Below are 16,503 nucleotides of genomic sequence, written 5' to 3'. Positions count from 1 at the left end.
ATAATTTTTCCTTATATATTATAACATATCATAATTTGTTATTATAATTACCCCATGATATGCTTTTATTGTTTGATTTTAAAGGGGGAATATAAATGAAAAAAGAACACAATAAAAAAATGCTTTGGCAACTCTTCAAATCAACATTTATGTTGAGTGCATGCACATTTGGTGGTGGATTTGTCATTGTGTCATTAATGAAAAAAGAATTTTGCGAAAAGCTAAATTGGTTAGAAGAAGATGAAATGCTTGATGTAACTGCAATTGCCCAATCATCACCAGGACCAATTCCCGTCAATGCATCCGTAATTCTTGGATATCGTATGGGAGGAATCGTTGGTTCACTTGTTGCAGTGCTAGGTACAATTATCCCACCAATGATTATCATCTCAATTATTGCTGTCTTTTATGAACAATTCAGATCCAATATTTACATCGCAACTGCACTACAAGTCATGCGTGCTGGTGTTGCTGCTGTTATCTTTGATGTTGTTTACAATCTTGCCAAGAATGTAGTCGCAACAAAACGTGTGCTTTATATTGGGTTAATGATAACCGCATTCTTTTGTGCCGTTGTATTGAACATCAGTGCAATGGTAATTATTCTAACTTGTTTAATTATTGGTTTATTAGATTTAGTCATCACGCTGTATCTTAATAAAGGGAAAGAAGGTGCAATCAATGACAATGCTGCTTAAATTATTCTTTAGTTTTATCCAAGTTGGTTTGTTCTCTGTTGGAGGAGGATATGCAGCAATACCGCTTATCCAAAATCAAATTGTCATTGTTCATAAGCTTATGACCATGGCTGAATTCACTGATTTAATCACTATTGCCGAAATGACACCTGGGCCTATTTCAATTAATTCTGCTACTTTTGTTGGAACGCAATTAGCTGGTCCTATAGGTGCTATTATATGTACTCTTGCATGTATCATTCCCGCATTTATCATTTGCCTACTACTTGCTCACTTCTATTATAAATATCGTAATTTCAGTGGTGTACAACTTGTATTATCCGCCCTTCGTCCTGCTGTTGTCGCAATGATTGCTTCTGCCGGCTTATCAATACTAGTATTAGGTTTGTTCAACACAAACTTACAAGGCATACAGTTAAATAATTTTAGACCAATTGAATTCATCTTATTTATTGGAGCTTTCTTCTTATTAAGAAAATACAAATTCAATGCCATCACCATTATTTTTGGTACAGGTATCATTGGTACCCTACTTTATTTACCAACACTTATTCGCTAATATACAAAAACGCACAAATCATCTTATGTGCGTTTTTTAATTTCATACTCCTGTTTATTTTCTTCGAAGAAGTGAGCTACCCCTGACTCATTATTTGTACATGTTACATAGTCAGCAATGATTTTTAATTCAACACAAGCATTCGACATAGCCACTTTATATCTAGCTACTTGAAATAATGAAATATCATTATTCGCATCACCAAATGCAATTGTAGATTTGTCATCAATATCTCTATTTTGGCATAACCATTGTAAAGCATTTCCTTTTGAAGCAAAAACATTCATAATTTCTAAGTTTGTTTTTAGAGATGTACTTACAGATAACTCAGGATGTTTTTTTATAATTTCTAATAAAATTAAGCGATCTTTTTCAGATTTATAAAACATATTTAATCGATCAATCTTTTTAAGTTTCAAAATAAAAATTTTAAAATCTTCATGGATAGAGGTACGACTTTTTTTTACATACTCATATGTATATTCATCCAAACCAAAATCATTTAAACGATTCATCATATTTGCTTCACTATAAATATGATTATCTGAAAATATATCAAAGGTTGCATCAATATATTGGCATTCTTGATAAAGTTTTAGTACTAAAGATTTATCAATTCCACAAAAATAAATTTCCTCGTTTTTCTTCACATCATAAATCGTTGAACCATTACCACAAATTGCATAGTGAACACATTCTTGTTTTAGAATGTGCTCACTAATACTTGAAAATAATCTCCCTGATGCTGGAATAAAATAAAGACCTAATTCATTGCATGCTTCTAACAATGCTTCATTCTTACTTGTAATTTGTTTATCATCTGTTAAAAATGTTCCATCTAAATCAGAAACTATTGTCTTTATCATTGTTTCAAGACTGCTCCTAATTTTGCTGAACTCACAAGTTTTGCATACCGTCCTAATAATCCTTTATCATCATCTCTATGAAGTAAAACAAATTCTTTTTTGCGTTTGATAAACTCATCTTCAGATATTTGAAGTTCAATTAAGTTTTTACTCAAATCCACATGAATAATGTCACCATCTTGAACAAGTGCAATAGGACCACATTCCGCAGCTTCGGGACATAAATAACCTATGCTTAATCCTCCAGATGCGCCAGAGAAACGGCCATCTGTAATAATTCCGCTATTAGGAATTGATTTCATAATTTCTGTAATACGATGCAACTCCTTCATTCCTGGTCCACCTTTTGGACCTTCATAACGAACAACTACAGCATCCCCTTGATGAATCAACTTTTTATTGAATGCCTCATAACATTCATCTTCAGAATTAAATACTTTTGCAGAGCCGGTAAAAATATGAAGTTCTTGTGGAACTGCACTTGTTTTAACAAGTGCACCCTGAGGTGCTAAATTACCATATAAAACCTGAATACCATTTACAATTGATTTTTCATCTTCCATTTTTCTAATTATTGTTTCATCAATTTGAATAGATTTATTCAATTCTTCTCTTAATGTTTTTGTTGTTACTGTCAATACATCTTGATTTAATCGTGATTCAATTTGCTTCAATACCGCCGGAATTCCACCCGCTTTATACAAATCAACACAAGTTAAATCACCATTAGGAACAATATTACAGATTACTGGTGTTGCACTAGTTACTTTAGCAATATCATCCCATTCAAGTGTAAAACCTAGTTCGTGGGCTAATGCTGGTAAATGAATCAAAGCATTTAAAGATCCTCCAATTGCACTAAGTAAAGTAACAGCATTTCCCATTGCTTCTTTAGTCATTATCATACTTGGAGTAATTTCTTTTTCAACTAACTTCATTAAATGAATTCCACTGTCTCTTGCACTAAAACGACGCATACTTGTACTACTTGGATATAAAGCACCATAAGGAAGCATCATTCCAAGTCCTTCACACAAACATCCCATGGTATTAGCAGTACCCAAAAACGGACATATCCCAGGACCTGTATAATACTTCAACGTTCCTTCAATAACATCGCGTTCAGTAATTTCGCCTCGTAGAAATTTTTGGCGTAAATCTTTTGATTCACTCGGTTTAATTTCTGCATAACAAGGACCACTGGTTACTATAATACTAGGTAAATTAATGCGGGCAGCAGCATTTAACATAGCAGGGATAATTTTATCGCATGATGCGAGAAAAACAACCCCATCAAACACTCCTTCTCCAAGAATCATTGCTTCACATGAATCTGTTATAATTTCACGATGAGGCAAACAATAACGCATTCCTGCATGTCCTTGCGCAATTCCATCACACATCGCAATCGTATTAAATTCAATTGGTTCCCCACCTGCTTCTAAAACACCTTTTTTTACTTCTTCCGCAAGTTTTCTTAATGGTTCATGTCCAGGACATACTTCATTCCAACTATTTGCAATCGCAATTAATGGTTTTTTATCCAAAGCATCCATTGACACTCCGGCAGATGCTAAATGTGCTTTTGATATTGCACGTTGAAATGGTTCTAATTTATCAATTGCTCTTTTCATATTTCCCTCTTTCTAAATGATAAAGAGGACTTTCATCCTCTTTGCCTTATTCTACAGTTTCTTCTACAACAGTTGTTTTCTTTTTCTTTTCTATGAAGAACCATACTACACCAAAGACTGCCAATAATAATGGTACAAATATCAATGGATTCGTTACAAATGCTTCAAATACCAAGAAACTTTGAGTTAAACTTGTTGCTGCAAATGATGCAATACCACCGTCAAATTGTAGACCAACAGATGTTGCAAGGGCAGTTAATACTGGTGAAGTAATAGTTCCAGCCAATAAAACTGCTGCCATTGTTACTAAACCAATAATGATGCTTCTAAATAAGTTACCCTTACAAATTGCTACAACAAGCGCTACACGGAATGTTAATACTGCTAAATCCGCAAATGGTAGTACTCTATTCCCTGGAAGAATTACTGCTAATGCAATTACAAGCGGAGTTAAGATTAATGAAGTAGTGATAACATTTTCATTACCAACAATAACTGCTGCATCTAACCCAATAAGTAATTTTCTTCCTTTGAATCTTTTTTGACAGAATTTTTTTGCTGCTTCAGAAATAGGCATTAAACCTTCCATAAACAATGAAGTCATCTTTGGAATCAATACCATTACAGCAGCCATATTAACACCTAAGTTAAATGATTGTGCTAAATCATATTTCGCAAGCAAACCAATACCAACACCAAGAATAATTCCAAGCATCATTGGTTCACCAAAGAATCCTAAATATTTCTTAGCACTTGAAACAGAGAAATCAATTTTATTAATGACTGGAATACGATCTAATAGCCAGTTCATAGGTGCTGCTATAATTACAGATGAAACTGCTGAAACTGTTGGTAACGATACATCTGGAATTCCAAAATATTTTTCAACGAGTGGTGCTGTCCAATCAGAAAATTTAAATGTAACCAATGCCATTACTGCTGTTGCACCCATCGCTAAGAATACATTATTTGTAACAAAGTAAGTCATAATACCTACAATAGCCATATGATGATAATTCCAAATATCCACATCCATTGTATCTGTTAACTTTAATGTTAACATCACAATATTAATGAATAAAATTTCAAAGACAAGAATCGCAATAATTGGTGATGCCCATGTAACTGAGGCAATTGCACCCCAACCTACATCAATAATATCTAAATTAATACCAAAGTTTTGGACCATTGCTTGTGCAGCAGGACCAATATTACTTTTCAATAAATTTACTACTAAATTGATACCTGCAAATCCAATCGCAATAGTAACCCCTGATTTAAATGCCTTTGAAAATTTAACTCCAAATACAAGTCCAATTAAAGTAATGATAATTGGAAGCATTACTAGTGACCCAGCATTTAATATTGTCTGGAAACCAGCATAGATTAAATCTAATATTCCTTGCATAGTCTATCTCCTCTTAATTTTCTATTTTAAATAACTAACAATTTTATCTAATGTTTCTTCTTCATTAATTCCTGTTAATAATGAAATTGCTCCCACAATAGGAATTGAAATTGAATCATTTGAATATTTTCCAGTTGTTACAAGCAAATCGAAATCTTCAACTTTTGATTCTACTTCTAGTAATTTACATTGAATTACGTTTACATCTAATCCTTCATCAGCACATTTCTCTCTGATTTTTGTAGCTACAACTGTTGATGTTGCAACTCCATTTCCACAAGCTATTAAAATTCTTTTCATTTTTCTACCTCCTATAGTAGTTTGTCTTTCGTTAAGTCATACACTACAGAAGGCTCTGTAGCTGTGATTACTTTTTCAAGTAATTCTTGATCTTGAATCAATGCGATAATTTTTTGTAGCATTTCAATATGTCCGTGAGGTTCAGTGAGTGCCATCATAATAATTAATGACACATCAATATTCGTATCAGGATCATCCATTTTCGCAAATTTAATTGGTTGTTTAAGCACTCCTACACATAGTGCTGCATGATTTACGTTTGCAATATCACAATGTGGAATTGCAACATGAATAGATTCATTTTCTAACCCTGTCGGATATATCTTTTCTCTTTCTAAAATTGCGGATAAATAACTATCCTTCACAAATCCCTTTTCTTTTAACACATTTGCCATTTTTTCTAATACTTCTTCTTTAGCTAATGTATCTTCAATGACAAGAACTTGTGTTTCATTAAAATTAGTTTCCATATTTATCCCCACTTTACTTTTGTTTCAAATTCTTCAATCGATTTTTTTAATGCAAGTTCATCACAATTAACAATGTCTTGCTTATTGAAAATTCCTGAACCAATCCCTGCATAACTTACTCCTGCATCAAAGTACTCTTGTACATTGTCTCCATTAATACCTCCCACAATCATTAATGGTAGTTTACCCAATGGAGCTTGAATATCTTGAAAATACTTCTTATCTAATCGAGCGGCAGGAAAAACTTTTACAATATCAGCTCCATCAACAAACGATTTCCAAATTTCTGAAGGACTAAATGCACCTGGAACAGAAATAACTTGATGCTCCTTGCACAAATCAAGAATGTCTTTACTTAAGACGACTGGCGATAGAATAAATTGCACTCCTGCTTGTATACACTCCATTGCTTGATCATAAGTTAATACAGTTCCTGCACCTACAAGAATTTCATCTTTAAATTCATTCGCAATTTTTTTGATTGTCTCAATTGCGTCTTTAGAATTCATTGTAATTTCTACTGACCTTAGTTTAGTTCCTACCATTGCACTTACAACAGACCGTACGCTTTCATAATTGTAACCACGTAGTATAACTGTAACTTGAGGAAAGTTTTGTCCTTGTATCATAAATAAAATCCTCCTACGCTTACTAGTATAGTGGCGTTAGAAGGATTTTATTTGTCTAATACTGTATTATCTAAAAATTTACTCAAAATTTCTTTTGATGTCTTTGCTGACTTCAACAAATCAATGAATGCAGGCTCTCTAACCCTTTGAAATAGCTCTTCAAAAGCCATTCTATGGTCTTCATCAATGGCAATCATGAATATGAAATCAACCATATTTTCACCATCCCAACAAATTGGTTTGTCTAATTTTGTGATATGAATGACTGATTTTGTAATATATTGTGTCTCTCCATGAGGAATTGCAAGTCCACCTTTTAAATATGTTGGCAAAAAAGCTTCTCTTTTATAAACACTCAAAAGGAAATCTGAAGTTACGTAACTCTCTTTTATCAATTGATGAACAATTTTATCAAGTACTTCTTCTTTTGTATTTAACTTCTTCTCAATTAAAATACAGTTATCATTCAAGACCTCTTCAAGTGGATTAAAAAGGTTTGTACTATTCATAAGTGATTGTTTTAATCTTTTCAATCCTTCACTTTGATAAACTTCTTCTGCTGTAAAGAATGGAATATCAATTAAATTTGGATTTAGTGTTCCTACACAAGCAAGCACATCATAATCTTTGCTGATTTCCCCTAATCGATTCTTTATTAATGCTTGCTCAATATAGCCAACATGAATCCAAACAATATTTCTAAAGACAGTTTCAAATTGTTGACGCAAATAATTTTCTAGATGAATTGCAGCGCCTTCGCCTGTAATACAGCATGTAATAATTGCTGGTGGACGTTCATGTTGAATATTTTGATTCTCATATGTATTCATTGTTTCTTTTGAATCAATTGAACGTATAATCTCATCTAAACTATCTTGTGTCCATAAAGTTTTTCGAATACATTCAATAACTAATAATGTATCTGTTCTACCTAAAACACCTACATGAATATTTAGCGCTTGCTCAATCTTAGCACGAACCTGAAGTAATGAACCCATATCAGCTAAAATAATAGTTCCTTTTCCTTCATCAATTTGCTTTACTTTTGAAATCACTTTATCACACATAATGCGTGGCGTATCTTCATATTCAAGATCTAATGCATGAGCATGATTTTCACCCATAATTACATTTGCAGCTTCAGCCATTGCACTTGCTACATGACCATGCGAAACAACAAGAACCGCAATTTTTTTTGAGTCAGCATTATAATTACTTTGAAATTTTTGAAAATAAATTGCAAGATAACCTACTTCATCTTGTAGATATGGAAGTTTAAATTTACGCGACACATTATCAAGTATATTCTTTGCTATTAAGAATTCTTTAGGACAATTTTGTTTAATTTCATTTAACTCAGAAGTTAAAGTATTTTTAGAATATTGTCTTCTATCTTTTAACATTTTAAGATGCACTGCTAATGGAAAAACTATTGATTGATCTAAATATGGCAAATCTAATTTTGCTTTATCATAAATTGATTGCGATAAATTCAATATTTCTTCACCGGCAATCATTGATATTTCTTCTCGCGAAAGTTTACTCTTTTGAACATCTCTTATTTGCTGAGAGAGACTGTATTCTATTTCCTTGGATAACAGTTTTTCAACTTCTTCATTATCGATACCAGCATTTTTGAGTTCTGTAAATCGCTTCTCTATTTTTGTATAATGATCCCAATTTTCATTCAATTTCGTACGAGAGTATACTTTTTCATTTCCCGCCACAAAAACTAAATCACCACGAATCCAAATGGAAGTATCCTTATCATTTGTCAATTTTGGTGTAGAAAAGGCCTCTGTTAAAAATCGTGTTTCAATTGTTAAATCAGCTTTGTTGTTTAATTTACTTTCAACAAATGCCTTTGCACAAGCAACTTTTATTTCGGCGAGTAATTGCTTAATATTTTCTGGATAATCTTGACTAACTAAAGCGAGTTGAACATCTCTTCTTACGGTTATATCTAAATCCATTTTTTGACTTTCATGAATAAAAGATGATTTTATTAAATCTACTCGTTCATGAAGAGGTCGCTCAATAAATGTTGGTATTTCAATAGTCATTGGAAAATGACGAAGTATTTCTCTGGCAATTGTTGATGTGTTCTTTGCATTAATGCTTCCCACAATAAATGCATGACTTTCACGTTGTGTCTGATTATCATTTAGTCGCGTGAAAACTTTCTTATCCAAATATCGGTAGAGTGTTTCTAATCCCTGCGGTGGAAAGAATTGAATATTTTTAATATAGATGAACCCAGAATTATAATTTTCGATAGCGCCCAGAACATCACCTTGCCCAAATAAGCACGCTAATAATTCTAATGGCCGTTCCAAATAGTCTATGCAATCAATTTCATAGAGTTGCATTTCCTTAACACGATCTAGACTTTTCGCAAATTGAAACATTTCATGAACAATCATCGCCCGTCCTGTACCATAATTACCAATTAAACAACAATCTAAGCCATATGGCGGATAGCTAACTGATGCAATTGCTTGTTGAATAACATTTTTAAGTGAACCATTTGCACCAACAACATTTTGAAAATAGGTCTTTTTTCCTTTTGGATTAACATTTCCACCTTCAATTTGTTCACGTATCTTTTGTACTGCATATTTCCCTATAATAAATTGTTCATCATTCAATTTCTTTGTTAGCGAACGATTAGAAACATCTGGATTCTGTTCAATCAAAAGTTGGAGAATTCTAAATAATTCATTTTTTCTTCGTTCACGTGAGTCAGGAATTGAAAGCTCTTTTCTTAACTTTGTAACTATTTCACGTGAAGAATCTAAAATATCCGCTATTATTTCATCAGTATACGGATTTTTTTTATCTTCACTTTCAATGCACTTTAATATATCTTTTTTTGTCGCCATATGCCCTCATCCCCAGCATCAATGTTTTGATATCTTCACCATTATAGCTGAAATTTATATTAGTTTCAAAAGATAATGAGATAATATATTATTTGCTATATAAGTTCAATATTGTTGAATTGTAAAAAAAATCGTTTATGCTTACAGTACTTTCTGTTTACATAAACGAGTATCTTATTTATTTTGGGTAGTATAAATTTTCATCATGTTATTAAAATCTTCTTTATTATCAGATTTCACTGAGATAGTGATTAATATTGCATAATTGCCTTCAATACGGATTGCATTCATTCCAAAATACTCTTCTGTTGGATTATCGGCATTTGGGGCAATATATGAAAATGCTTGAAATGCTTTCCCTTGAATCTTCAATTCATAGGGAGCAGTTATAAAGGCTGTTTCGCCAGCCCAACTCTTTGCTTTACTTATTTGTTGTTCTATTAATTCCTGAGTTGTATTTGATGATTTTATTTCCTCAATCAAGATTCCTGTTAATATGCTTCCAGATTTATTTTGAAGACTTAAATCCCAAATGTAACCAGACAATCCTTTAGCTTCACAAGACTTTACAGCAGCTTTCCAATCTTCCATTTCCAAGGGCTGACAGCCATTATTAAAAATCATCGTGTCTTGATTGGTTTTCTCAAATTCTGTCGGAAAACTAATTTTTAAATTTAGTGAAGTATTCTTATATACACCATCCGTAAATGTCCCTCTTTCCATTTGCTTAGTGCAACCGGAGATTAACATAAGACAGATGATAAGAATAGTAACAAGATATTTTTTAAACATTGTTTCGCTCCTTTAGGTCTTATAAAGTAATTCAAACTTATATATTTTTATTCTTTATTTCTAAGTTCTTGATTTTCATATGAGGTAAGATCAATTTGTTCATTAAACTGATTTTCTTTTCCATTAAATAATTTAGATAGTAGAATCATGAGTTGTTCACTTTCATCCTGTGTTAAATTTGACATCATACTTTCTGTCCAATCCTTGAATATATTTTTAGATTGTTTGTAGGCATTCAATCCTTTATCAGTAAGCTTTAAATAACAAGAACGTCCATCATTAGGATTAGGTTCCTTAATCACATACCCAGCATCTACCAATTTATTTACATATCTTGTAGTATGTCCAGCATCCATTTTTGTTCTTTGAGCAACTTCATTAGGCGAACACTTTGATGTCGAACCAATCGCAATTATGAAATAATGAAGACCTTTTGATAATCCTATTTCATCCATTTTCTCTTTATAATATTGCATAAAACTTGTTCGAAGTGCATTCATATAGAAAACTAAGTTTTTATCCATAATTTCCTCCTCCACTTACATAATTATTATATCGCTTAAATCAGCATAAATCAGTAAGTAATTTAAATAAAACCTCGCTTATCACATTTAAGTTAAACAGCGAGGTAAATAATTCTTTTAGCTTATTAAAGTATATGAATCTAAATCTGCTGGCAAAATCACTTTGGCTGAATTGAATTCAGTATAAGCAATTTTCATTTGAACAGTAATATTTGCTTCGGTTGTTCCATCATTCATAGTAGCGGCAACACTCACATCCATATCGTTAATCATGTTGTCAGCATTTATTGTAACTATGATTTTAGTATCGGTATACTTTAATGAATCATCACCTACAACATCACCCATGCTTTCTCCAAGCATTTGATTGAGTTGATCATTGTTCATCTTAAATTCTAATGTTGTAATACCATCTTTCTTAGTAACTTTAATATCTTCAAAGTTCTTGATATCAATTGCTGTATTCTTAAATTCTTCTAATGTATCAATTGAACCCAATACCTTTGTCTTCTCTCCCATTGTGTTTGTATAAACATATCCATCTGCATAATATATTTCACCTGTGATATCCATCCCAAACATTTGTGTTTCCATTGCCATCATTGCTTTTGGAGCATTTGTTGTTTGTCCTTCAATGATAAGATTCATTCCAATACCCATCTTGATTTCATTTGAACCATCTGAAATCAAATAATTCATTTCTACATCACAATTGTATGAATCCACTTCTGTTACATTTGCAAGAGCATCACTATAATATTGAAATGCTTCTTCTTTTGTCATTGGTTTTTCACCACATGCCGTTAAAGTTAATGCTAGTATTGCTGTTAAAGCAATTTTTATAAATTTATTCATATCTTTCCTCCAGATAGCCATATTATACAAGATTTTAAGTTTTAAACCTACTTTTCTTATTCTAAGTTATTGAAAAGAGTAGATTCAACTTTTATGTCATCTACTCTTAAGTGTCTTTTATTTTGCAATTACTGTTTCACTAGAAATAGTTGTTTTTTCTAGTTTCTTTTGATTTCTTTTATAAATGAATCCAGTGATTGCTGGGGTTAAAAATGAAGTTATAATAACGGATGCAGCAATTTGTGATGTTGCAATTGGCGCAATAACTAGATAAGCTGGATCTATTTCCGCTAAGGCTGCAGGATTAGCAATTGCGCTTGCTGCAGTACTTGATATTGCCGCACCAGCAACACCACTTCCACCAGATACTTTATCCATGATAATCGTGATTGCACCGACAACTACTGAAGTAATTACCCCTAATAGAATTCCTGATAGTCCACCTTGGAATAATTGTATAAGACTCATATTAGCACCTAGTGCAAACCCAACAACAATGATACTACCTGTTACACAACTTGCTAATGCTTTTTTCATAAACGGAAATACATTTCCTAAAATTAAGCCTAAGATAAGTGGAAGAATAGACCCAATAATTGGTCCAATTGAAATACTTGCAAGACCGGCACTACTTAGTACAATCATTGTCACAGTAGGCCCAACACTTAATGAAGTAACTGCCACCGCACCCTTATCGCTATCATCACCAAACTGTGCAGTAATACCAGAATACAATGCATTATTCGCAACTGATATTCCACCAATAACCGCAAGTGAAGATAGCCCTAATAAGTTATCATTAAAAATAAAGGCAATTCCAAGTCCAATTATAATTGCCATCGCAATTTTTGTAACGATAATAACAGCACCCTTTTTAATCGCTTTGGGTGTACTTTTTATGTCTAAACTTGCACCAAGAAAGAATAAGAATACACCGACTAATGCTCCTGTTCCATTCTTAACACTTGTAAAGAATCCACCAATATTTAATAGTTGGGGAATAAATGAATTCAAGAGAACTCCAATAATCATTGGATATACAATTGTATCTCCTGGAATTCTAGGTATTTTAAAGTTTTTCATAGTAGCCACCTAATCAAGAACGATCCCGCCGTCGCAATCCCCAATTTCACCATTTACAAAACTTGCTGCATCAGAAGCAAAGAATAGAATCATTTGTGCAATTTCAGAAGGTTCTGCAGCACGTCCTAGTGGAATCATACTAATAACTTTGGCATTCTTTTCAGCATCCTCAGATAAGCTAGTTGTCATACTTGTATGGGTAAATGATGGACAAACAGCATTACAACTAATACCGTATTTACCACCTTCTTTTGCGATAGCTTTTGTCAAACCATTGACACCAGCTTTACTACTTGCATAGGCTGCAGTACCTAACAAACCACCACCTATTTTTCCAGCAACAGAAGAAATATTTACAATTCTTCCTTTACCTTGTTCTTTAAAATATGGGAATATTTCACTACACGTTGTAAATGTTCCTGTTAAGTTAATACGAATTGTTCTTTCCCATTCTTCATCAGAAATGTTTTCAAATGAATTCTTACTAATAACTCCACCAACATTGATTAATACATCAACATGGTCCATATCTGTAAGTATTTGCTTAATTACTTGACGAATATTTTTAGAATCACCTAAATCAATCTTATAAAAGTAGGCTGAATCACCAAATTCGTTTTTAGTTGCATTCCCGATTTCTTCGTTAATATCACAAATTACTACTTTTCCTCCACCTTCAATTACTCCACGAGCAGTTTCTTTACCAATACCTTGTGCAGCGCCTGTAATAATGGCAACTTTGTTATTAAAATCAAACATAAACCATCCTCCTCTATTTCGCATTTTATGCTATTTATTTCACATGTTGATTATAATTCAGTTGATAATTTATTAACATGTTACTCTAGCATAAGAAATAGTGTATAATTTGTGCTGTAAGCACAGGAGGATACTTTATGGTTAAAAGTAAAAAAGAATTACTTGTAGAAGCAACTCTTAGAGGTGATGATTTTTCTGATTTGGTAAATCTTGCCTCTTATGTTTTAAATAATGCCCTTGTAATCATCGGTAATTCTTACAACATCCTCGCCTATTCTAAAACATTTACGGTGAATGACATTGCCTGGGTTAATGCTACAAAAAGAGGATTCATTACTCTTGAGTTTGGCGCAACTTTAAACAATTGGAATCAACATACCGATCCTACAAAATCAATTGATTGTGTGACAGTCACTGAAATTAGTAAATATACACGTCGTTTTTTCAAACTCATCTATAAGAATAAACTCATGGGTTATCTTAATGTTACTGATGTAAATGATTGTTTAGATGAAGTTGATGAAAGTCTCTATCAGTTTGTTTCTGAACTCCTTGCAAAAGAAATAGCCTACAACTATCGTGATTATTCTAATCGTCCTGCAAAAATAGAGGAAATCTTATTTGAATTATCGAATGAAAGTTTTATTAATAAACTTCATTTTATTGATCGTATATCTAGTTGTCATATAAATATCCAAACAAAGTTTCAAGTTGCCTGTATTGATTTAAACAACTTCACTTCTTTTAATGCCAATGAGGATACTTTTAAAAATGAAATACTTTCTTTCTTTCCAAATGGACATTTAATTATCAATAACCAATTACTTATTATTCTCTGTGATATTGAGAATATAAGCACAAATCCATTTAATACAAAGCTTGAATCTTATCTCAAAAAGAAAAATCTTGTAATGGGAGTAAGCGATTCATTTCATGATTTATACGATTATAAGATTTTTGAAAATGAAGCTAAATCCTCAATTAACTATCGAAATTTTTTAACCAATCAATCACATATCATCTTCTATGAAAGAGTTAAACAATATGATTTATTTAGTCATTTTACACCCAATCAACTAACATATTATTGCAATCAAAAATTATATTCTCTTTATCTACATGAAAAGAATGAAAAGACTGAATATATTAAAACGTTACGTATTTATCTTGAATGTAATCATAGTGTAAAAGATACTGCAGAGTTACTATTTATTCATCGCAATACTGTAAACTATCGCATACAAAAAATAAAAGAATTATTAGATATGGAAATAAGTGATCAATCATTAACCAATGAATTATTATTTTCTTGCCAAATTCTTCAAATACTTGATCATAATTAATTTTATCTAAATTTATTAGCGTCGCATTCTAAAGCAATTAAAAATCTACATTATTACATGTAGATTTTTATATACCTAAAATTATTGTATTTTAATTATTCTTTCTGTTCCTGATGGATTCATATACATATCTTTGATAGCCTCGTACTGATTATTGAAATAGTTTACAACGGCATCATAGTCCATCGTAATTTGACTAGCTATTACTTTGTTTCCATTAAACATTGCGTAGCCATCGCCATTTTGAAGTAGCGTATATTCAGGACCACCTACTGTATAGGTTTTAGTTGGATCAATTGTTTCACCATTTACTTTAACATTTTTTACACGTCGTTCCCCTTCTATTGCCAAAAACATATTATTTTCATCGCGCACTACTGGAGTAGGAACTTTACTATCATACTCAAATGTTAAACCTGCCACTTGTAAGAATCCTCCAAATTCAGCAGGAATCGCATATACACTTAGCTCTAATGCATCCAAAATTTGTTGACCAGTTGCTTCAATTACACAGAGTTGATTACCATAAGGCAGAACATTTAATATATCACCATAAGTAATTTCTCCATGCATTAAATTTTTACGAATACCTCCACCATTTTGAATAGCGATTTGTGCACCTGTTGCTTCCTTAAATGCATCCGCGCATAAATCTCCCAGATTTGTCTCCGTTGTTCTAATAATTCGATTACCTGAAAGAGAATCTTCAATAACTAGATCATTTTCAATTGCCTTTACTGGCTTCATGAGTATTTTTTCAAACTCATCTTTTCTAGCTTGGACAAAGGTCGTCATTTCTGAATCTTTGTCTTCAACTTCAGCGATTAATCCAGTCGATATATTACCTTTTTTATCAATTAATAAGTAACCTATATTTTCTAATCCTGATCCTGTCGAAGTCAACAAGATGCGTTCTCCATCCATGTTTTTAACACGCATACATTCTACAACACTATGCGAATGTCCATCCAAAACTACATCAATTCCTCTTGTTTTTTCAATTAGCGTTGTTGATAAATATGGTGATGTAGATTCATCTATTCCTAAATGTGCCATTGCGACAACATAATCTACACCTTCTTTGCGAACTGCATCTACTGTATTTTGAACAGTTGTCCATAACTTTTCACCACTATCATCTTGCATAAAAGAATAAATAAACTCTCCCTGCTCATTTTGAAAATAAATTGGTGTACTTGATGTAATTGTTCGTGGTGTTGAAATACCGATAAATCCAATTTTAATGCCATCTCTTTCCACAATTTTATAAGGTTGATAAACAGGTTGTTCCGTGACTACATCAACAAAATTCACTGACAGAAACGGAAATGTCGCAAGTTCAGAAAGAAGTTTTAAATCTTCTTGTCCATAGTCAAATTCATGATTTCCTAATGTCATTGCATCATATCCTAATTCATTCATAACTTCTATTGGAATACTTCCTGATGATAACTTGCCAATCGGTGTCCCTTGAATAGCATCACCTGTATCCACTAAAATAACATCGACATTGTCTGCAATTAACTCATTTTTAAAAGCCGCAAGACCATCATAGCCAATTGCGCTATCAAAATTCACATGAACATCTCCTGTATAAAGAATAGCGATGTCTTTTGTTCTTTTTGAAGAACTTGTAGTACATGATGATAATGTAAAGATTAATACAATTGATAATAAAATTTTGCTTATTCTTTTCATTCA

16 protein-coding genes are annotated in these 16,503 nt (G+C 32.3%); 3 read left to right on the top strand and 13 right to left on the bottom strand.

Annotation, left to right across the window (positions count from 1 at the left end; all coding sequences use genetic code 11):
* Positions 1-95 precede the first annotated feature (95 nt).
* Both RSB60_RS01775 and RSB60_RS01770 read left to right on the top strand, forming a co-directional pair.
* The gene (locus RSB60_RS01775; RefSeq protein WP_323380459.1) at positions 96-698 is read left to right on the top strand and encodes a chromate transporter; all 603 of its coding nucleotides are present in this window, start codon (positions 96-98) and stop codon (positions 696-698) included.
* Positions 682-1,257: a chromate transporter gene (locus RSB60_RS01770; RefSeq protein WP_332491615.1), complete on the top strand. Its 576-nt coding sequence runs from the start codon at positions 682-684 to the stop codon at positions 1,255-1,257. The genes RSB60_RS01775 and RSB60_RS01770 overlap by 17 nt, the downstream gene beginning before the upstream one ends.
* 23 nt (positions 1,258-1,280) lie before the next feature.
* Here the strand turns inward: RSB60_RS01770 and RSB60_RS01765 are convergent, their stop codons facing one another.
* From RSB60_RS01765 to RSB60_RS01710, 12 genes are all read right to left on the bottom strand, one after another.
* Complete coding sequence (locus tag RSB60_RS01765; protein ID WP_332614197.1) at positions 1,281-2,123, bottom strand: Cof-type HAD-IIB family hydrolase; 843 nt, start codon at positions 2,121-2,123, stop codon at positions 1,281-1,283.
* Positions 2,120-3,757: a dihydroxy-acid dehydratase gene (gene ilvD, locus RSB60_RS01760; protein WP_332614194.1), complete on the bottom strand. Its 1,638-nt coding sequence runs from the start codon at positions 3,755-3,757 to the stop codon at positions 2,120-2,122. Before ilvD ends, RSB60_RS01765 begins: the two co-directional genes overlap by 4 nt.
* Positions 3,758-3,803: 46 nt before the next feature.
* Positions 3,804-5,165, bottom strand: a complete 1,362-nt coding sequence (locus tag RSB60_RS01755; protein ID WP_323380463.1) for a PTS galactitol transporter subunit IIC — start codon at positions 5,163-5,165, stop codon at positions 3,804-3,806.
* Between the two features lie 21 nt (positions 5,166-5,186).
* Positions 5,187-5,465: a PTS sugar transporter subunit IIB gene (locus RSB60_RS01750; protein WP_323380464.1), complete on the bottom strand. Its 279-nt coding sequence runs from the start codon at positions 5,463-5,465 to the stop codon at positions 5,187-5,189.
* 11 nt (positions 5,466-5,476) lie between these two features.
* A complete protein-coding gene (locus RSB60_RS01745; RefSeq protein ID WP_323380465.1) occupies positions 5,477-5,935 on the bottom strand; it encodes a PTS sugar transporter subunit IIA in 459 nt (152 codons plus the stop codon).
* Positions 5,936-5,937: 2 nt separating this feature from the next.
* Positions 5,938-6,564, bottom strand: coding sequence for a bifunctional 4-hydroxy-2-oxoglutarate aldolase/2-dehydro-3-deoxy-phosphogluconate aldolase (locus tag RSB60_RS01740; protein WP_332614191.1), 627 nt, complete (start codon positions 6,562-6,564; stop codon positions 5,938-5,940).
* Between the two features lie 47 nt (positions 6,565-6,611).
* On the bottom strand, positions 6,612-9,446 hold the full coding sequence (locus tag RSB60_RS01735; protein ID WP_323380467.1) for a PTS sugar transporter subunit IIA: 2,835 nt from the start codon (positions 9,444-9,446) through the stop codon (positions 6,612-6,614).
* 174 nt (positions 9,447-9,620) lie between these two features.
* Positions 9,621-10,238: a hypothetical protein gene (locus tag RSB60_RS01730; protein WP_332475281.1), complete on the bottom strand. Its 618-nt coding sequence runs from the start codon at positions 10,236-10,238 to the stop codon at positions 9,621-9,623.
* A gap of 47 nt (positions 10,239-10,285) precedes the next feature.
* Positions 10,286-10,762: a bilirubin utilization transcriptional regulator BilQ gene (gene bilQ, locus RSB60_RS01725; RefSeq protein WP_323380469.1), complete on the bottom strand. Its 477-nt coding sequence runs from the start codon at positions 10,760-10,762 to the stop codon at positions 10,286-10,288.
* A 117-nt stretch (positions 10,763-10,879) separates the two neighbouring features.
* Positions 10,880-11,617 carry a DUF6612 family protein gene (locus RSB60_RS01720; protein WP_332475280.1) on the bottom strand — a complete coding sequence of 246 codons (738 nt, stop codon included), beginning with the start codon at positions 11,615-11,617 and terminating at the stop codon, positions 10,880-10,882.
* Between the two features lie 117 nt (positions 11,618-11,734).
* Positions 11,735-12,700 carry a 2-keto-3-deoxygluconate permease gene (locus RSB60_RS01715; protein WP_332475279.1) on the bottom strand — a complete coding sequence of 322 codons (966 nt, stop codon included), beginning with the start codon at positions 12,698-12,700 and terminating at the stop codon, positions 11,735-11,737.
* 9 nt (positions 12,701-12,709) lie between these two features.
* The gene (locus tag RSB60_RS01710) at positions 12,710-13,459 is read right to left on the bottom strand and encodes an SDR family NAD(P)-dependent oxidoreductase (protein ID WP_323380472.1); all 750 of its coding nucleotides are present in this window, start codon (positions 13,457-13,459) and stop codon (positions 12,710-12,712) included.
* A gap of 137 nt (positions 13,460-13,596) precedes the next feature.
* Here RSB60_RS01710 and RSB60_RS01705 point away from each other — a divergent pair, with 137 nt between their 5' ends.
* Complete coding sequence (locus tag RSB60_RS01705; protein ID WP_332475278.1) at positions 13,597-14,802, top strand: PucR family transcriptional regulator; 1,206 nt, start codon at positions 13,597-13,599, stop codon at positions 14,800-14,802.
* 81 nt (positions 14,803-14,883) lie between these two features.
* On the opposite strand, the gene RSB60_RS01700 is transcribed toward RSB60_RS01705, so the two are convergent.
* On the bottom strand, positions 14,884-16,500 hold the full coding sequence (locus tag RSB60_RS01700) for a bifunctional metallophosphatase/5'-nucleotidase (protein WP_332491605.1): 1,617 nt from the start codon (positions 16,498-16,500) through the stop codon (positions 14,884-14,886).
* Positions 16,501-16,503: the final 3 nt, after the last annotated feature.

This window comes from Anaerorhabdus sp. (assembly GCF_036657415.1).
In the GTDB taxonomy this organism is placed as follows: domain Bacteria; phylum Bacillota_I; class Bacilli_A; order Erysipelotrichales; family Erysipelotrichaceae; genus Anaerorhabdus.
Note: the sequence above shows the minus strand (reverse complement) of the source record. Positions and strands in the feature narration are given on the sequence as shown.